Genomic DNA, 17889 nt, shown 5'->3' on the forward strand with positions numbered 1-17889 from the left:
CAAAAATAATATAAAAAATATCCCTAAAAAAATAGTTCAGACAAAACTATTTTTTGTACTCGCGTTTTAGGATTTTAATATCATCTAATAAGCGGCCTATTTCCTCAGGATTAGTGCCATCATAAAAGCCTCTAATTTGTCTTTTTTTATCAATAAGCATAAAATTTTCAGTATGAATCATATCAAAAGAGCCACCGTCACCATTGTCTTTTACCGCTAAATAGCTTTTTCTTGCAAGCTTGTAAATTTCTTTTTTGTCTCCAGTAACCAAGTTCCATTTTTTGTCATTTACTCCTTTTTTTAAAGCATAACGTTTTAGTTGATCTACGGAATCAATTTCAGGAGTTACAGAATGTGAAAGTAAAAGGATATCATCATCGCTAATTATTTCTTTCTGAATTATGGCCATGTGATTCGTCATAATAGGACAAATGGTTTGGCAGGTTGTAAAAAAGAAATCGGCGATATAGATTTTATCTTGGTAGTCCTTTTGCGTTATGGTCTGGCCATTTTGATTTACTAATGAGAAATCGGCTATTTTATGATATTTTTTTTGATGTTGAATGGTACTATCTACTAATTCCGTACTTACCATAGCAGGTTGGTATATAGGAAGTGGCTTGTAAACATTTAGAGTGCTATAAATAAGGCAGATAATTATTATAGAAATAACTCCAAAAACAATGGCGAAAATCTTGTAATCCTTGAAAAATGAAAGCATATCGTGGTTTTCTTAAAAAGAATTTAGTGCAAAAATACAATGAATATTAGACTTGAATATTGATATTGAAGCTTAAAAAGATGTTAAATCTTAGTGCATTGGTTATTTGTTTTCCCCAAGTTGGTTTAAAACCTTACTTTTGTGCGATTACAAAAAAGATTCTTTCATTTATGGAGTTTGTTATAAAAATATCTCAGTTTCTATTAAGCCTGTCGTTGCTAATTATTTTACATGAATTAGGACATTTTATTCCGGCAAAGGCATTTAAAACTAGAGTAGAAAAGTTTTACTTATTTTTTGATGTTAAGTTTTCCTTATTTAAAAAGAAAATTGGAGATACTGTGTACGGAATTGGATGGCTGCCTTTAGGTGGTTACGTTAAGATTTCAGGTATGATTGATGAAAGCATGGATACAGAGCAAATGGCGCAAGAGCCTCAACCATGGGAATTTAGGTCGAAACCAGCATGGCAACGTTTAATTATAATGCTTGGTGGCGTTACCGTGAACTTTGTACTTGCTATCTTAATTTATATTGGGATGAGCTACTTTTATGGTGACACATTTTTACCAAATGAAAATATTAAGGATGGACTTTTAGTTGAAAGTGCAGTGGCAAATAAGGCTGGGTTATTAACTGGAGATAAGATATTAGCTGTTGATGGTGACAAAATTAAAACGTTTTCTGAAATATCTGAGAAAGTATTATTTGGAAAAGAAATATTAATTGAAAGAGATGGCAGTCAATCTAAAATTAATATGCCTGAGGATTTTTTATCGCAATTAATGGATTCGAAAGAAAAAGGTTTTATTAAACTTAGAGAACCTTTTATAGTTGTGGAAGTGCCAGATAGTTCGCATAATAAAGCAAGTGGTATTAAGAAAGGAGATATTATTGTAGGCTTGAATGATTTTAGAGGCAAATATGCTGATGAAATAAAACTTGGTTTAGAAAAATTTAAGGGGCAGAATGTTTCTGCAACAGTTTTAAGGGATGAACAAGAAAAAACCTTGCCTTTACAAATTAGCGATAATGGCAAATTAGGTTTGGTATATGCAGCGAGTTCTACGTCGAAAACTTTAGAAGCACTAGGGTATTATAATTTTGATGTAAGGGAATATGGGTTTTTTGAATCAATCCCGGTTGGATTGACCAAAGCAAAAGATAAATTATCTTCATATTGGGACCAATTGGGTGCTATTTTCAGTCCGAGTACTGGGGCATACAAGGGAGTAGGAGGCTTTAAAGCTATTTATGATATTTTTCCAAGTACATGGAGTTGGCAAGTATTCTGGAGTATAACAGCCTTCTTGTCTATCATGCTTGGGGTTTTAAACTTGCTACCTATTCCTGCTCTAGATGGTGGACATGTTATGTTTCTGTTATATGAAATGATATCTGGAAGAAAGCCAGGAGACAAGTTTATGGAGTATGCACAAATGGTAGGAGTCTTTATTTTATTAGCCTTGGTTTTATTTGCAAATGGAAATGATATTTATAAAGCGATTTTTGAGTAAAATTTTTAAGAAAAATATTTGTATAAAGTAAAAAACAATATATATTTGCACTCGCTAAGTGAAAAGCACACTCCTTCTTAGCTCAGTTGGTTAGAGCATCTGACTGTTAATCAGAGGGTCCTAGGTTCGAGCCCTAGAGAAGGAGCACAATTAGAAAAGTCATTCAAGAAATTGAATGGCTTTTTTTATTTAATCGCTTCAGTTTTGTTTAATTCGATATTGTTATAAATAAAGCTATTTTTTAATAGCCTTTTTAAACAATAACAATGTGCTTATTTTGTTAAGAATATCCATTCCTGATTGCATCCAATTGGGAAGTTTTAAGCAGTCTTCATAATCATGCTTTAAATGTTTAATCTCTTCTAAAGCTATTTTACGCTCTAAATTCAAAATTTTAAGGTCACGTTCAATACTTTCAAAGTTTTTATATGTTTTCATCTTGGCTGAAAAAAGGCTTAGAGAGTGATTTAATAATGAAGTTGTTTATGTGTTTTCTCAAAAGAAAAACGATAAGAGATATTAGGAGGTATACTACTCCAATTATTAAGAATCCAATAGTATTGCTATGCGTGATGTCACTTATTTTAAATGCTGCGGCTATAGAGAGAAAAGTTAGGCCAATAAATATGATACCTCCAATAGCGAAAATTTTAAAAACCATGCTCACAGAAATAGTAATTTGCTGAAAGATTTTTAGTTTATAATAGTCATAAGATTTATTTAAAAACTTTTCGCCAACTTCAGCAGCTTTTCTATTGGTTTCGTTTATTGAATCTATTACTCCCATTAACCTACAGGTTCTTCATTAATTGTTTTGTTTTCTATTGTTTCTTTTTGGAATTCCTTATTTCGTTCTTTTAGCAACGCCAGTTTTTTTTCTAAGCTTGAAATAATATCATCGGCTTTATAGCTAGCATTAGTCAGAATAGAGCCAAATTGTTCCTCCAGAGTTTCTTTTTTAAAATGAGTTTCAGATTCTATTTTATCCTTTAGTTCGTTTACTGTTTCAGAAAGTTTTTGTTTAGCCAAAAGAGCTTCATCCAAAACTTTCTTTCGCGTATTACTTCCTTTATCAGGAGCAAATAATAATCCTAATGCGGCACCAATAGCTCCGCCAGCCAATAATCCTAAAATAGTACCTCCATTATTGCTCATAATATATAATTAATCCTTTTTTTGTTTTAAATTTACTTAAAATATTTGAGTTTTTGTCAGTGGCCAACTGTAAAATATTATAAGGGGTTCGAATTAATTTTAGAAATCTTTTTTTCAATTAGTACAGCTCTGAGAGCTTCAATCGTTTTTTTTGAGTTACCTATAAAAATTTTATCCTCAATAATTACAACAGGTCTACTTAAAAAAGTATAATGTTCTAAAATATAATGTTTGTAATCACGTTCTTCCAGTTTTTGATTTTTTAAATCCATTTCTTTATAAAGCTTAGCGCGTTTACTAAATAGTACTTCATAGCTTCCAGCTATAGTTTTTAATCCTTCTAATTGATCAACAGTTATTGGTTCAGACTTTATCTCTTGAAAGATAAAATCTGAGCTTATATTTAGTTCCTTAATAATTCTTGAACAAGTATTGCATGTTTTTAGATAATATATTTTTTTCATAATAAATATGGTTTGGAAAAAACAAATTAAAACTATATTTAGCGAAAAATATATTAAAATGGATTTTACATTTCAAGTATTAAAAAATATTAGAGGAATTTTTAATAGAATTATTGAAGAGAACTCTTCTGAAGTTCTGAATAAAATACCATCAGGGTTTAATAATAACATAATATGGAATATTGGTCATGTTGTTGTTTCAGAACAGTTACTGGCGTATAAGTTATCTGGCTTAGAAACAAATCTTTCTGAAACGATGATTAATAAATATAAAAAAGACTCTAAACCTGAAGGGATTGTTTCTGAAGAAGAAGTGCATGAAATTAAATCATTATTATTAGCTACCGTTGAAAGAACAAAACAAGACTATGAAAAAGGTGTTTTTAAGAGTTATAACACATATACCGTTTCTACAACAGGTAATACCTTAAATAATATTGATGAGGCTTTGCATTTTATACTTGCGCATGAAGGTATTCATTACGGTTATGTTTTAGCCTTATTAAAGGCCATTAAAAACTAAATTCGATTTTATTTTTTAGGAGTAGTAAATTATCAATTAAAGGAAATTTGAAATTCCAAAGAGAATAAATAAAAATATGCTGTAAAGGACTATAGTTTCCTATTTCATTAATAATTTAGAATGGAGACTCCCAAACTTAATTAACAAGTTTAAAATCTACTTATCAAATAAGGTTTTTATAATAAGGTAATGTTAGTAAAGTAATGCCTAATCTAAATAGTGAACGTATCCAATATTAATCCAAACTAGCCAATCATTATTTTTATTACTCGGTAATTGGTGATTTAATCCATCAACCCAATCATTAAAGTAGTATTGAAATCTGAAGTCGAGCATTAAATCAGAAACTCTTGTAAGCTTGTAGCTTATTCCAGCACTGGTAACCATTGACCATGAATTAGACTTAGATACATCTACAGATCCTGCTTCCCATCCTGAATAAAAATTACTTGGGTCATTTACGTCACCAATTGCTTGCGAATTAGGATTTTGATATGTAGTCGCTACACTGGCAGATGAAAAAGTGTAATGTAAACCTAAACTAATAAATGGTGAAAATTTGTGCCCATATCCTTGAAACTCACTTAAGTTTAGAGGAGAAAATTCAAGTTGAGCACCAATATCAAGGTTGTTAGCTTTTCCAGTATGACCTCTTAGTCTTTTAGCGTCTTCACTTGTTTTTGAAGGATCGACCCATTCACCAAAATGCTCCAATTTGCTCGTATTATATGATAGTTCACTTCTTACTTTAAAGTGATCATTAAAATACGTATTAGTAAAGGAAGAGATATTGGAATCTGCATATGTAAAGTTTAAATAATGAATAATACCAACACCAAAACCAGAATTACCAAAATTAGTTTTGGAGTCGTTACTTTGTCCGTAATCTGATCTAAACTGTACCGGACCTGCTATTACTCCAATTTCGTGATATAAACCAAACTGTGCATTGGAAATCTGCGTAAATATTAACAAGCAAAAACCAAGTACTAAGTGTTTAAGTTTTAGCATAAAAAGGTGTTTTTTTTGGAGGCATTAATTACGAACAAATATATAAAAACTGACATTAGAAACAAATATTAAAATATTAATGGAATTTCTAAATAATATTTAATTATGAAATTGGGAAAAAAACACGTATTATTTTGAAGATAATGTATATTTGCATCAATAAATTACGTATTCAATAAATAATAATGTAATATTTATATGTATGAAAAATAATATTGAAGCATTTTTAGATCTCGTAAAGGGAAGAAATGGTCAAGAACCAGAATTTTTGCAAGCTGTTCAGGAAGTTGCAGAGACAGTAATACCTTATATAGTAAATAATGATATTTACTACGGTAAAAATATTTTATTAAGAATGGTCGAGCCTGAACGTGTTATATCCTTTAGAGTTTGCTGGGTAGATGATGAGGGGGAAATTCAAGTTAATAGAGGTTATCGAGTACAAATGAATTCTGCAATAGGTCCTTATAAAGGAGGGCTTAGGTTTCACCCGACAGTGAACCTTAGTATACTGAAATTTTTAGCTTTTGAGCAAGTATTTAAAAATAGTCTTACTACGTTGCCCATGGGAGGTGGTAAAGGAGGTAGCGATTTTGATCCTAAAGGGAAAAGCGATAATGAGATTATGAGATTCTGTCATGCATTTATGGGAGAATTATTTAGGCATATTGGGCATAACACAGATGTACCCGCTGGTGATATTGGTGTTGGTGCACGTGAAATCGGCTTTCTGTTTGGAATGTATAAAAAGATAAGCAATGGATTTACCGGTGTTTTGACTGGTAAAGGGATGTCTTGGGGAGGTTCTTTAATTAGACCTGAAGCTACTGGTTATGGCAATGTGTATTTCGCGCAAAAGATGTTGGAAACAAAAGAAGATTCGATTCAAGGCAAAAATGTTGTTATATCGGGTTCAGGAAATGTAGCTCAATATGCAGCCGAAAAAACCTTACAGTTAGGAGGAAAAGTTTTAACGTTATCTGACTCTTCTGGGTATATTTATGATGAAGAAGGTATAGATGAGGAGAAGTTGGCTTTTGTCATGGAACTTAAAAATGTAAAAAGAGGTAGAATTAGAGCGTATTTAAATACATATCCTAATGCGAAATTTGTAAAAGGCAAAACACCTTGGGAAGTGAAATGCGATGTTGCATTTCCTTGCGCCACTCAGAATGAACTTAAAAAAGATGATGCCGAAGTACTTATAAAAAACGGATGTATATGTGTTAGCGAAGGTGCTAATATGCCATCTACTATTGGAGCAATCAATGCTTTTCAAAAAGCTAAGATATTATTTGCTCCAGGAAAAGCATCAAATGCTGGTGGTGTTGCAACATCAGGCTTAGAAATGACTCAAAATTCTTTAAGATTTAAATGGTCAAGAGAGGAAGTCGACAATAAATTAAAAGATATCATGTCCGATATACATAAGTCATGTCTTGAATATGGTAAAGATGAAGATGGTTATGTAGATTATGTAAAGGGGGCAAATATTGCTGGTTTCGTTAAAGTTGCCGATGCGATGCTAGCGCAAGGTATTGTCTAAAATGTTCAGTTTAAATATGGCTAATAAAAAAGCTTCTCAAATTTTGAGAAGCTTTTTTTATTAAAACTAAATATATTATTTTTAATTTTCAGATGCCATTAACGCAAAGAACTTGTCAATATTTGGAAGAATTATAATTCTAGTTCTTCTGTTTTTTGCTCTATTTTCTTTAGTGTCATTATCAGCTAGGGGTTGGTAACTACTTCTACCAGCGGCAATCAATTTCTCAGGAGCTACGTTATATTTACTTTGTAGTTTACGTACTACCGAAGTCGCTCTTAAAACACTTAAATCCCAGTTGTCTGCAATAAATTCAGTGTTAATAGTTCTTGCATCTGTATGCCCTTCAACCATAACATCTAAACTTTCTTCTGAATTAATTACATCTGCTAATTTTTGCAATAATGGGTCAGCTTTAGAGCTTAATCTGTAGCTGCCTGTATTAAATAACATGTTGTCTGCAATTGAAATCATAACAACAGTCTCGTTAATATTTACTGCAAAATCTTCATCCTCATTAATGTTACTTTCACTTATGGTCTTTTCAAGATTATAAGCTACGGCTAAATTCATAGAATCTTTTAAAGTTTTGGCTTGACTAAGTTTTGCTGGGTCAACATTTTTCAATGTTTCACGCATTTTTACCTTAGTGTTGTTTGAAATAACAGCACCATCTTTAGATTCTAACTTAGCGTCACCTTCTTGTTTAAGAGAGCTTATTTTTGCATTGTAAGCGTCAACACGCTTTTCTATCTCAGCAAATTTAGCTTCTAAGTCTTCTTTTTCAACTTGTGTTTTTTGTAACTCACTTTTAATCTCTCCATTTTCTTGTTCTAATGCCATATATTTCTTTTTTGAAACACATGAAAACACAAGAACTGATAGCAATAAGATTGAAATTTTTTTCATAATTAATAACTTTAGGTTTAAACCATTTACGTAAAAAAGGAGTAGATAGATTTTGGGAGGCTTTTTTTTTATGAAATATCTGTCATTATTTATATTGACACAAATAAGCTGTCTGTATTGAGACTTTTACTTGAAACTTTTCATTTGCATTAATTTCATAAGATTCTCCTAGTCCAAAAGTCTTCCATTCAGAATTTCCAGGCAGTTTAACAGTCATTTCGCCTTCTATTACCTGCATGGTTTCATGTGTTGAAGTTCCAAATTCATAAGTTCCTGGTTCCATAACACCGATTGTAGATTTTCCTTTAGCAGAAGTGTAACCTAAAGATTTTACATGGCCTTCAAAATATTCGTTCGTTGATATCATAAATTTTAAATTTTGTTTATAAGGTTGTATGTCTAAGCGTTTAATTTTAGTTTAACGGTTATGTGAAATAAAAAAGCTTATAGCTTTTATTAAAAACTATAAGCTTTTTAAAGTATATATAAACTTTGTTATTCCTCTTTTTTGATTTGCGAGTTTTCTTGCCCTGTTGTTGGTTCTATAACTTCAATTGTCGCAGGTTTTACCGAACTATCATGAGCTTCATGGTATTCTTCTAATAAGTTCATAGTAGCATTCAATAAATCTTTCGTTTCTAACAGAACTCCAAAATAAAGTGTAGTGTTTTTAGGACTGGATTCTTCAGTCCGTGTTCGTTCCACTTGTTTTTGAATTTTTTCTGTAACTAAGCTAAAAAGCTTATCCTTGCTTCCCAAAATACTACCTATTTGTTCGAAAGACTGCGTATCGAAAGATTCTTTAGTCCCATTGAATAATTTCTCAAGAGCATCGTCAACTTCCTTTAATTCTTTTATTTGATTGAATTTAAGTTTCTTGTGGTTGTTGTTGACGTGTTTGTGACTTACTTTAGAAATATACTCTAAGGATTGTGTCATATCCTGTAAGTAGCCTAAAATATTAATATAAAAATTACTTGCGCCTACACTTGAGTCGTCTAAGTTTTTTATGAAATAGAAAATATTATCTCTTAAATCTTCAACTTCTTGAGATAACTTTACAATTTGCTTATTATTCTTTTTGAGTAGAGCTAAATCTTGTTTAGCAAGACCGTTGATGGAGTTCGTATATATTTTGTTTCCTCGTTTAACCACATTAGCAATATTACCTGCACTTTCAACAATAACTCCTTGAATTGAGCTGCTTTCAGCTTTTTTGAGACTATCACTAGCTCTAACTTCCTTAGATTTTTTGTTATGAACTATAGTACTTCTTACTAATAAGGCGAAAGCTATAGCTAATAGGATGGGAAACATCACGTGGATGTTTAAATTAAGTAAATAGGCCACTAAAGCTGCTGCTGAGAAAGCACTTATAGCAGTAAAAAACCACCCTCCTATAACATTTATTACTCCAGCAACTCTATATACAGCACTTTCTGCTCCCCAAGCTCGATCTGCTAATGATGTTCCCATGGCAACCATAAAAGTCACATAAGTTGTTGAAAGTGGAAGTTTGTAAGATGTTGCAATTGAAATTAAAACAGCGGCTACCATTAAATTTACCGCAGCTCTCACCATGTCAAATGCGGGTAGTTCAATTTTCTTGGTTGCAGTTATAGCTATCGCAGGAGTTTCAAATTGTCTATCAATTTTTTTCTGCCAAGAATCAGGTAACATAAAACTCGTCATTTGAGACATTAACATAGCAGATCTTACGAAACCTCTAGATAGAAAGTTAGGTTGAAATCTTTCTTTTGTTTCCCCTTGACTTGAAAGATCTAATGATGTTTTAACAACGTTTTTTGCTTTTGTAGAAAACCAAAGTGTTAAGACCATAATCATACCTGCGGCCAATAATAACCAATTGTTAGTAGGGACCTTTTTTGCTAAGACTTCCATTGAAAATTCAGTTGCAGGTAGCCCAGAAGCAGTCCACTCTAAAAAGGCGTTATATGCAGCGACAGGAACTCCAATAAAGTTCACTAAATCATTACCTGAAAAAGCCAGAGCTAATGCGAAGGTTCCAACAATTATAATTAGTTTATAAATATTGGTCTTTGCAAAAGCTATTAAAATATAAGATAATAGTGACCAAAATAAAGAACACACTACAACAATAGAGAGTACCTGGCTTTCCAAAAAGTCCTTCATGGTGCCACCTCCAAGAATATCAAAAGATTCTTTGGCGTAAGATGTCCCCTTTAAGCCTTTCATAAAAATGAAATAGGTTATAGCAGTCAAAGCAAAACCACCAAATAGGGCTCCTACCCAATGTGCTTTCTTTTCAAAATTGTAAGATAAAAGTACTCTTGAAATCCATTGAACAATTGCTCCTATAGAGAATGCGACGACTACAGATAGCAATATGCCAAATATAATTTGAGAAGCTTTGGATGTATTTATATAATTAATAACATCACTAAAATCCCCACTATTATGTCCTATTTTTATTAAAGCCATAGCCACTGCGGCTCCTAATAATTCGAAAACTATTGATACTGTTGTAGATGTTGGCATACCTACTGAATTAAAGAAATCTAATAGCAGAATATCTGTAATCATAACCGCCATGAAAATTATCATGATTTCATTAAACATGAATTCTCCAGGGTTGAAAATTCCTTTTCTAGCAACTTCCATCATGCCACTAGAAAATACTGCGCCAACAGCAACTCCGATACTTGCAACAATCATTATGGTTTTAAATGATATTGCCTTTGATCCTATAGCTGAATTCAAAAAGTTAACAGCGTCATTACTAACACCAACAACCAAATCAGCAATAGCTAAAATGGCCAAGGCAATAATCATATACAAATAGATGTTATCCATAGTGTTTAATTGAAATAAGTTTGCAAATATCCTAAGCATAATTCAGTATTGTGTTATGTAATTGTTATTTTTTAGAAATGTATGTCCATTTGTAGTCTAACCATAATATTATCACTGTTAGGTGAAATATCTAAATAACTGACATCAGATTGTATTTTTAGTTTATGTCCAACAATAAACCTTGATACACCTAAGGTATACATGTCTGTGGTGTTATGGGCATTAGCTAAAATAGGGAACTCCATATAGGTGTTAGTATAACGTCCCGCAATTTCCCAATTAGAAGGGAATAAATGTCCCGCTTGAAGGTTAATTGAATGTCCAATGCGAACGTACTGACCAGTTTCTGTTCCGTCAGAATTTTTAACTATAGGGTCATCGGCTGTCCTATTTGCGTATTCAAACATGAAAGAATTACCTTTATATTTTAACATGCCATCTACAAAAACAGTATTAATGTCAGTTTGATAAAGCCCTTGTTCATCATCAATAAGCATGTAGGCACCAAGATTGCTTCTAGCTCTTACCGCATTATTATTATGGTCATAAGTAGCTCCAATAGATAATTTTGGTTTTTGCTCTCGTTTTAGGTCAGATCCTTTGTAATCTCCCTTACTTGCAAAGTTTCCAAAAGGTAATAACTCTAATCTACCTGTGTATTGAAGGCCTCCTAAATTACCCACAGTTTGATTTCTTCCCTCACCCTGACTTAGAGAGAAGATTTCTCTTACAATAAATGAATCTGTTAGGTTGAAGTGATGTCTTAATTGAAACCCTATATCTCTGTCAATGTTAAAGTTGGCATTTAATAAGGATCTATTCACTAATTGAAGATCTCCAGAAGATACTACACGTTCTCTATTTCCTGGTAGTTTTCCTTGTCCTACCCATAGTTCAAAATTTCTGTAGAAATTCCATTTAATTTGGGCATCCATAATATATCTAGGGGTGTTCCTATTGTATACCGAGAGTCCTGAGATATCTCTGTTAGAAAGGCCAAGTTCAAATTTGTACCTTAGTTTAGGATTTAGAACAAAGCCGTCAAATTTTAACCTAGAACGTCTTACCAAAAAATTAGTATTAGTTTCGCCACTTTCGTTAAAATTAGCCACTCCTAAAAGTTGAAACCTAAATCCCACTTTCATAGTAAAAGAACTGTCTTTCCCTTTAATGTTTAGAAGGCCTTTGCCAAATTTACCCGATTTAATCTCTTGCCCTTGAGTAGTAATCATGGCAAGTAAAAACATCCCAAGAAGGGCAGTTTTAGTATTCATTATGTTATTAGTTTTTGTCGCTGCAAAGAACTAATAATAATTTTAAGCTAATGTTTCCTTAATGTTAAATATGGAGAATCTAAAAGACTGCCTCGGCCAAAGGCAGTCTTGATTAGAAATCATGATAATGTAGTCGACAAAAACTAATAGATTATATGAAATACTAATTGTTTGTCTTAAGACATTACAAATGTCGCGGTTTAGTTTAAGGTGAATGTAATCTTAATATTAACTAATTATTAATATTTCAATGTTAAATCTTTAATTTTAAGAAATTAAAAATCAGATGATTATGATTCCAATGTTAATTTAATGTTATCTAAATGTTGTTTGAAAGTTAACTAATATGTATATTTGTTTTATAATGTTAAAACACCCATAATTATGAAGAAATCAGTTTTATTAATTTTTGCTTTTTTAATTGCTGTGGTTTCTTTTGCTCAACAAAAGAGAGAATTAAAACATAACCCAGACACTAATTTAATAGATGTTGTTTATTATCATGACAATGGTGTTGTAAGTCAAACAGGTTCTTACACAGCAGATGGTAAATTACAAGGCGTTTGGTTAAGTTTTGACACAGAAGGCAATAAAATCGTTTCTGCAAATTATGATAATGGAAAAAAAGTCGGCAAATGGATTCACTGGATTGATGGTGAAAAGAAGGTCGTAGATTATGCTAATAATGTGGCATCGCTGTAAAGCCTATGTCATTTGAAATACAATAAAAAAGCATCCCATTGGGATGCTTTTTTATTGTATTTCAATATATCATTCTAAAGGCTCGCGTCTTTCCAAGCCCATCCTGAGATGTCTAAAGGGGCAGCATCTTTACCAGAGTTAAGCTCGTATTTAGTAGTCTCTCCAGAAAGTAAAGTTGCATCAGCAGTAGCTCCATTTATTTGCACGTTTGCTAAATCACCACCATCTTTCATATCTAAATCTACACCATATCCATCTAAATGAAGTCCAGTTATAGTTCCACCAGATTGCTTTTTAAACTGTAAAGCAATACCTTCTACTGTAGATATCGCAGTGATGTTGTTGAATTTAGGGTTTCCATTGTCCTTATCACCTTCAAAAACAGTAGAGAATCCGGGTACGGTATGAGAAATATAAGCATTGCTTACTGTACCGTTCCATCCTTCAGTCCAATCAATTGAATCATCAGAGTTATTTTCTAAGTATAAGTTAGATGCAGAAACCGTTCCGCCAAAGAACTCAACCCCGTCATCATCACCATTAATTACAGAAACATAATCTATTTCTGTTTCAGAACCTACAGCATATAATGATAATCCATTGTATTGAGACTCAGAATTAATTTGAGCTCCAGTACCTTTTAAAACTAAATATTTAATTGATCCTGAATTGTCAGTATCATTGGTACCACCGTAAATAAAACCACCAACTTCAGCAGTAGCATCAACACCAGCAGTAGTTGTAGCGTCTCCGCAAATGGTTAAACCACCCCAGTCTCCAGGACTAGCAGAAGCCGAAGCAATTACAACAGGGTTAGTTGAAGTACCTTGAATATCAATTTCACCACCTTTTAATACCGCGATGTAAACACCAGTACCACCATCTCTGGCAGTAATTTTAGTTCCAGCAGGAATTATTAACTTACCACCATCTTGAACAATATAAGATGAATTCAATAAATAGTCAACAGAAGCATCTAAAGTTACAGTTCCAGTAACGGCACCTTGAAGCATGCTAGTTTCAAAAGATAAATCAGAACTTACCCAATCAAAATCAGCTATATCAACCGTAGGAACTACAGGAGCATTAAGGGCATAAAAATATTTGCCTTCAGTTTCAGGGTCTGTTGGATCAGTGATAGCAACAGGCACTAACCCGTCATTAAAGATAATATTAGCAGTATCTCCACCATCTTTCATGTCTAAATCAACATCGTATCCACTTAGAGATAAGTTAGTGATTGTCCCACCAGATTGTTTTTTGAACTGTAAAGCTGTTCCACCTACTGTAGAAACAGAAGTGATATTTACGAATTTAGGGTTACCATTATCTTTATCTCCCTCAAAAGCTGTGGAGAAACCAGCAACAGTATGAGAGATATAAGCGTTTGTTACTGTTCCATTCCAGCCTTCTGTCCAATCAATAGCATCATCACTACTGTTTTCTAAGTACAAGTTAGATACAGAAACTGTTCCACCAAAAAACTCTACACCGTCATCATCACCATTAATAACTGCAATGTTATCTACAAATGTATCAGATCCAACTGCATAAAAAGACACCCCATTGTATTGAGATTCTGAGTTAATCTGAGCTCCTGTTCCATTAATTTGTAAGTATCTAATGCTACCAGAGTTATCAGTATCATCAGTACCACCATAAATAAAACCACCAACTTCAGCAGTAGCATCTACACCGGCAGTAGTTGTAGCATTTCCACAAATAGTTAAGCCACCCCAATCACCAGGCTCTCCATTTAAAGAAGACATGATTACTGGATTAGATGCAGTACCATTAATATTAATTTTTCCACCTTTTAAAACAGCAAGATAAACATCAGTACCTCCTTCATCAGCAAGAATTTTTGTTCCGGCAGGAATATTTAAAGTAGCACCTTCGGCAATTATAAATTGTCCTGTTAGGTTATAGTTTACTGAGGCATCAAGGGTATAATCTTCTTCTAAAGTCCCTTTCATAGTGCCAGCTTCTAAGTCAATAATTACTTGATCTTCTCCAGGAACAATTGGAGCTGGATCATCAGAACTACAACTTGTTAGATTCATTGCTGCTATCACAGCAACTAAACCAAATAATTTTACAGTTAGTTTTTTCATTTTTAATTTTATTGTTTTTGAACATTTAATTCTCCTGCAAAGAACAAGATTTTCCTTTGCTTCATCTTTAAGAGAATATTAAACGTAGGTTACGTTTATTTGGAAATATAAGGGTTATTGTTACTAAAAGGTTAACAAGCGAATTAAAGCTTTTAAGGATAAGGTTTACGTTTTAAATCGTCATAAAAAAAGCCCAAGAATAGAGTTTTCTTGGGCTTAGATTATTATTTGGAATTATATGAATACTTCTTAGAATGCGTATTTCAAACTTAAACTTAGCACGCTTCCACTTTTATATGAACTCACAAGCTCATCTGTTTCTGTACCATCAACAAGACTTTGTACTTTTTGAGTTTGTTGTATATCAGGATTTAACAGGTTTCTGCCTATAAATTTTAAAAGCAATCTGTCTGTTAATTGTTTGCTCAATACTAAATCTAAAGTAACAAATCCTTTTTCTATGATTTCATCGTTATAAAGTACATCACTGCTCGCAAAATCTTCAGGGGCACCTAATGCAAATATTTTATCAGAAGCATAGTTGCCTGTAATTGTAGCTATGAATGGTCTTTCCGATTGGTTGTTGTAGCTTAAAGATCCGTTAATTATTAAATCTGAAGCACCTTGTAATTCAGATTCAGTCAGGTTTTTATATTGGAATTCTTCTAATAAATCTTGGTTAAACCACATTTTAGTTAGGTTCACATTAAAATCAAGAATAGATTCTTCTTCTTCATTTTCGATTAAATTTAAGCGTGTTTCGATTTCAACTCCAAAAACATCGGCTTGTTCTCCAGTATTTCTGTATTGAAAAATACCAGCAGACCCTCTTGCTAAAGCTAAGTTGATTGGATTTTTAATTTGCTTATAAAATGTTGTTGCAGACAATAATTCTCCTGCTTTAGGGAAGAATTCCCATTTTAAATCAACATTAAAAACATCGGACTTTTCAAGGTTGGGATCACCTTTTGTTACACGGCCAGTAGGTGATACGTATTCAAACGGAGATAATTCTTTAAACTCTGGAAGTACTTGCGTTAAACTTGAAGCAAAACGTAAAAAGTGTTTGTCTGTTAATGCATATTTAAGATTTGCGCTAGGATAAAACTCGTTATATTCTTTTTTAACAGAACCCACACGACCAACAAAGTTAGCTACATCCCAAAGTACATTTATTTCATCTCTTTCATATCTAACACCTAAATTACCAGAAAATCGCTTATTAAGGCCAAAGTCTACGTTGGCATATCCACCCATTGCTGTGAAATCTGCATCATACCTGTCTGGATCAGGTTCCCTTAAAACCAAGCCGTTTTCAAAGTTTTCTTCTGTGAACGTATCTGAAAAATCATCTATACTCGGTGCACGAAAATCTCTCGCTCTCACCCCGATAAATTGAGAGCTAAATACCCTTTCCTTTTTACGATAATTTGCACCAACATTAAGGCGATAATTTCTATTATCATCTTCGTCTAATTGCCCAAAATCTATTTGATCTTTTATCAAACCATTGAATTCTCTATCTTCAATTTTCTGGCTTGATTTTCTTTGTTGAAAGTCACCAACGTGCGCATATTGGGCTTCCTCGTTGTCCTCAAAATAAATATTAGCTTCGTTTCTTACTCTGTTAGGCTCTTCTGCTAAAACATAGTTGTAACCACCAGACCATTCAAGTCTGTTATTCTCATTAATTTGGTGCGTTCCATTAATTTGATTAACAAGTAAAATAGTTTGTTTAAAGTTCTGGTCTCTTACAAAAGCCTCCGTTTCTTTTGGATCTTGATCAAAGACATACCCTCTTCCATCTCTACCTTGCTCATAAACATTATCCTCACTTCTATTAACAGATAAACTACTAATTTTAATTCTATTATCATTGTTAATTTTATAACCTAAGTTGATGTATCCAGTAGAACGCGTATTAGTAATATATTCTTCAACGCTAGGGGTATTAACTATTTTTTCGGCATCGAAAAAACGTGGGAATCCGTTATCTAGGACGTTAGATCTAAAGGTTCTAAAAATACCTTCTCTATATTCAAACGATTTTGAATGTGATCCTGCAACATAAAATGACAGGTCTTTTCCAAATAACTGAAATTTATAGCCACCACCTAAAGCTAAGCTGTAGTTAGCTGTGTTGCTTTGCGTTAATGGATCCCAAGGTTGTCTTGTTATTAAATCGACCGTAGCATATTGTTTTTTATGGAAACCGAAAGTCACATCCTCAGAGGCAATACTTCTTTTAAAATCACCATCCATTCCTAAAACATTGGTGTTATAACCCGAACGAAGACGTGCTGAAAATTCTTTTTTAGAATATATTTTAGAGGAGATATCAACGTTTCCTGAAGTTTGATCAGCATATCCGTCTGTATTATAGGTTTTGCTAATACCAACGTTTTCTATCATTTGTGTTGAAAATAAATCAAGATTAATATTTTTATTATCAACGTCATCTGAAGGAATAGGAAGCCCATTCATAGTTGTAGATAAATATCTATCTCCTAGACCTCTAATATAGATCTCTCCAGAACCTTCACTCTGCGTAACCCCTGAAATTTTGGTAGTTGCTGCTGCTGCATCTGAAACACCAATTTTGGATAGTCTTGCTGCTCCAATACTTTCTTTTATTACAACCGCCTTTTTTTGTTCTAATAATAAAGCGGTTTCACTTTCTCTTTTTGTAGTGGTTGTGATAACTACCTCATCCAAAGAAGCTGCACTGGCTCCCATTGGTACATTAACTTCGGTTACTTTTCCTGCTACAATGGTTACAACAATTTCTTGAGTTTCATAGCCAACAAAGCTATATACCAAGGTATAGTCTCCGACTTCCAAATCATTGAAGGCGTATAAACCATCAAAGTCTGAAGTGGTTCCAGTAGTCGTTCCTTTTATTAATACATTAGCGAAGGCTAACGGTTCATTGTTATATTCCTTATCTGTAAGTTTTCCAACTACAGAGCCCGTATTTTGGGCGTAAGTAAATACTGTTGTTAAAAGTATAAACAGAAATGTGATTTTTTTCATTTTTTTATCTATGATTTCTAGCCGCAAAGAAACCAAGATATTGTGAACACATCGTTACCTATGGGTTAAAGAACAGTAACAAAAG

The 17889-nt window shown here is 32.8% G+C and carries 16 protein-coding genes and 1 tRNA gene; 5 read left to right on the top strand and 12 right to left on the bottom strand.

Annotated elements, in window-relative coordinates; translation table 11 throughout:
* Positions 1 to 46 precede the first annotated feature (46 nt).
* Positions 47 to 721 carry an SCO family protein gene (locus Q0857_RS04295; RefSeq protein ID WP_298532537.1) on the bottom strand — a complete coding sequence of 225 codons (675 nt, stop codon included), beginning with the start codon at positions 719 to 721 and terminating at the stop codon, positions 47 to 49.
* 170 nt (positions 722 to 891) lie between these two features.
* Between Q0857_RS04295 and rseP the strand changes: the two genes are divergently transcribed.
* On the top strand, positions 892 to 2238 hold the full coding sequence (rseP, locus tag Q0857_RS04300; protein ID WP_298533118.1) for an RIP metalloprotease RseP: 1347 nt from the start codon (positions 892 to 894) through the stop codon (positions 2236 to 2238).
* 71 nt (positions 2239 to 2309) lie between these two features.
* Positions 2310 to 2383: transfer RNA gene (locus tag Q0857_RS04305), tRNA-Asn, on the top strand.
* 89 nt (positions 2384 to 2472) lie between these two features.
* Here the strand turns inward: Q0857_RS04305 and Q0857_RS04310 are convergent.
* From Q0857_RS04310 to Q0857_RS04325, 4 genes are all read right to left on the bottom strand, one after another.
* Positions 2473 to 2676 carry a hypothetical protein gene (locus Q0857_RS04310; protein WP_298532539.1) on the bottom strand — a complete coding sequence of 68 codons (204 nt, stop codon included), beginning with the start codon at positions 2674 to 2676 and terminating at the stop codon, positions 2473 to 2475.
* Positions 2663 to 3025, bottom strand: coding sequence for a hypothetical protein (locus Q0857_RS04315; RefSeq protein WP_298532541.1), 363 nt, complete (start codon positions 3023 to 3025; stop codon positions 2663 to 2665). Before Q0857_RS04315 ends, Q0857_RS04310 begins: the two co-directional genes overlap by 14 nt.
* On the bottom strand, positions 3025 to 3393 hold the full coding sequence (locus tag Q0857_RS04320; RefSeq protein ID WP_298532543.1) for a YtxH domain-containing protein: 369 nt from the start codon (positions 3391 to 3393) through the stop codon (positions 3025 to 3027). The genes Q0857_RS04315 and Q0857_RS04320 overlap by 1 nt, the downstream gene beginning before the upstream one ends.
* Positions 3394 to 3470: 77 nt before the next feature.
* Complete coding sequence (locus tag Q0857_RS04325) at positions 3471 to 3857, bottom strand: arsenate reductase family protein (RefSeq protein ID WP_298532545.1); 387 nt, start codon at positions 3855 to 3857, stop codon at positions 3471 to 3473.
* A 58-nt stretch (positions 3858 to 3915) separates the two neighbouring features.
* Between Q0857_RS04325 and Q0857_RS04330 the strand changes: the two genes are divergently transcribed.
* Complete coding sequence (locus tag Q0857_RS04330) at positions 3916 to 4380, top strand: DinB family protein (RefSeq protein WP_298532547.1); 465 nt, start codon at positions 3916 to 3918, stop codon at positions 4378 to 4380.
* A 207-nt stretch (positions 4381 to 4587) separates the two neighbouring features.
* Here Q0857_RS04330 and Q0857_RS04335 read toward each other — a convergent pair whose 3' ends face one another.
* Entirely contained in the window at positions 4588 to 5391 is an 804-nt protein-coding gene (locus tag Q0857_RS04335; RefSeq protein WP_298532548.1) for a glutamate dehydrogenase, read from the bottom strand.
* A gap of 202 nt (positions 5392 to 5593) precedes the next feature.
* On the opposite strand from Q0857_RS04335, the gene gdhA reads away from it, so the two are divergent.
* A complete protein-coding gene (gene gdhA / locus Q0857_RS04340) occupies positions 5594 to 6937 on the top strand; it encodes an NADP-specific glutamate dehydrogenase (protein ID WP_298532550.1) in 1344 nt (447 codons plus the stop codon).
* A gap of 81 nt (positions 6938 to 7018) precedes the next feature.
* On the opposite strand, the gene Q0857_RS04345 is transcribed toward gdhA, so the two are convergent.
* The 4 genes from Q0857_RS04345 to Q0857_RS04360 all read right to left on the bottom strand — a co-directional run bounded on the left by Q0857_RS04345 (position 7019) and on the right by Q0857_RS04360 (position 11955).
* Positions 7019 to 7846, bottom strand: a complete 828-nt coding sequence (locus tag Q0857_RS04345; RefSeq protein WP_298532551.1) for an OmpA family protein — start codon at positions 7844 to 7846, stop codon at positions 7019 to 7021.
* 85 nt (positions 7847 to 7931) lie between these two features.
* On the bottom strand, positions 7932 to 8213 hold the full coding sequence (locus tag Q0857_RS04350) for a pyrimidine/purine nucleoside phosphorylase (protein ID WP_298532553.1): 282 nt from the start codon (positions 8211 to 8213) through the stop codon (positions 7932 to 7934).
* A 128-nt stretch (positions 8214 to 8341) separates the two neighbouring features.
* On the bottom strand, positions 8342 to 10681 hold the full coding sequence (locus tag Q0857_RS04355) for an inorganic phosphate transporter (RefSeq protein WP_298532555.1): 2340 nt from the start codon (positions 10679 to 10681) through the stop codon (positions 8342 to 8344).
* A gap of 71 nt (positions 10682 to 10752) precedes the next feature.
* The gene (locus tag Q0857_RS04360; RefSeq protein WP_298532556.1) at positions 10753 to 11955 is read right to left on the bottom strand and encodes a porin; all 1203 of its coding nucleotides are present in this window, start codon (positions 11953 to 11955) and stop codon (positions 10753 to 10755) included.
* A 384-nt stretch (positions 11956 to 12339) separates the two neighbouring features.
* Between Q0857_RS04360 and Q0857_RS04365 the strand changes: the two genes are divergently transcribed.
* A complete protein-coding gene (locus Q0857_RS04365) occupies positions 12340 to 12657 on the top strand; it encodes a nicotinic acid mononucleotide adenyltransferase (protein ID WP_298532558.1) in 318 nt (105 codons plus the stop codon).
* A 74-nt stretch (positions 12658 to 12731) separates the two neighbouring features.
* Here Q0857_RS04365 and Q0857_RS04370 read toward each other — a convergent pair whose 3' ends face one another.
* Complete coding sequence (locus Q0857_RS04370; RefSeq protein ID WP_298532560.1) at positions 12732 to 14771, bottom strand: hypothetical protein; 2040 nt, start codon at positions 14769 to 14771, stop codon at positions 12732 to 12734.
* Positions 14772 to 15020: 249 nt separating this feature from the next.
* Positions 15021 to 17804, bottom strand: coding sequence for a TonB-dependent receptor (locus Q0857_RS04375; protein ID WP_298532563.1), 2784 nt, complete (start codon positions 17802 to 17804; stop codon positions 15021 to 15023).
* Between the last annotated feature and the right edge of the window lie 85 nt (positions 17805 to 17889).

Source organism: uncultured Algibacter sp. (assembly GCF_947495925.1).
GTDB lineage: Bacteria > Bacteroidota > Bacteroidia > Flavobacteriales > Flavobacteriaceae > Algibacter_E.

What these genes read in the sequence shown, in the direction of transcription:
- Q0857_RS04295 (WP_298532537.1), bottom strand. Translation starts at nt 721, where the DNA reads ATGCTTTCATTTTTCAAGGATTACAAGATTTTCGCCATTGTTTTTGGA.
- rseP (WP_298533118.1), top strand. Translation starts at nt 892, where the DNA reads ATGGAGTTTGTTATAAAAATATCTCAGTTTCTATTAAGCCTGTCGTTG.
- Q0857_RS04310 (WP_298532539.1), bottom strand. Translation starts at nt 2,676, where the DNA reads ATGAAAACATATAAAAACTTTGAAAGTATTGAACGTGACCTTAAAATT.
- Q0857_RS04315 (WP_298532541.1), bottom strand. Translation starts at nt 3,025, where the DNA reads ATGGGAGTAATAGATTCAATAAACGAAACCAATAGAAAAGCTGCTGAA.
- Q0857_RS04320 (WP_298532543.1), bottom strand. Translation starts at nt 3,393, where the DNA reads ATGAGCAATAATGGAGGTACTATTTTAGGATTATTGGCTGGCGGAGCT.
- Q0857_RS04325 (WP_298532545.1), bottom strand. Translation starts at nt 3,857, where the DNA reads ATGAAAAAAATATATTATCTAAAAACATGCAATACTTGTTCAAGAATT.
- Q0857_RS04330 (WP_298532547.1), top strand. Translation starts at nt 3,916, where the DNA reads ATGGATTTTACATTTCAAGTATTAAAAAATATTAGAGGAATTTTTAAT.
- Q0857_RS04335 (WP_298532548.1), bottom strand. Translation starts at nt 5,391, where the DNA reads ATGCTAAAACTTAAACACTTAGTACTTGGTTTTTGCTTGTTAATATTT.
- gdhA (WP_298532550.1), top strand. Translation starts at nt 5,594, where the DNA reads ATGAAAAATAATATTGAAGCATTTTTAGATCTCGTAAAGGGAAGAAAT.
- Q0857_RS04345 (WP_298532551.1), bottom strand. Translation starts at nt 7,846, where the DNA reads ATGAAAAAAATTTCAATCTTATTGCTATCAGTTCTTGTGTTTTCATGT.
- Q0857_RS04350 (WP_298532553.1), bottom strand. Translation starts at nt 8,213, where the DNA reads ATGATATCAACGAACGAATATTTTGAAGGCCATGTAAAATCTTTAGGT.
- Q0857_RS04355 (WP_298532555.1), bottom strand. Translation starts at nt 10,681, where the DNA reads ATGGATAACATCTATTTGTATATGATTATTGCCTTGGCCATTTTAGCT.
- Q0857_RS04360 (WP_298532556.1), bottom strand. Translation starts at nt 11,955, where the DNA reads ATGAATACTAAAACTGCCCTTCTTGGGATGTTTTTACTTGCCATGATT.
- Q0857_RS04365 (WP_298532558.1), top strand. Translation starts at nt 12,340, where the DNA reads ATGAAGAAATCAGTTTTATTAATTTTTGCTTTTTTAATTGCTGTGGTT.
- Q0857_RS04370 (WP_298532560.1), bottom strand. Translation starts at nt 14,771, where the DNA reads ATGAAAAAACTAACTGTAAAATTATTTGGTTTAGTTGCTGTGATAGCA.
- Q0857_RS04375 (WP_298532563.1), bottom strand. Translation starts at nt 17,804, where the DNA reads ATGAAAAAAATCACATTTCTGTTTATACTTTTAACAACAGTATTTACT.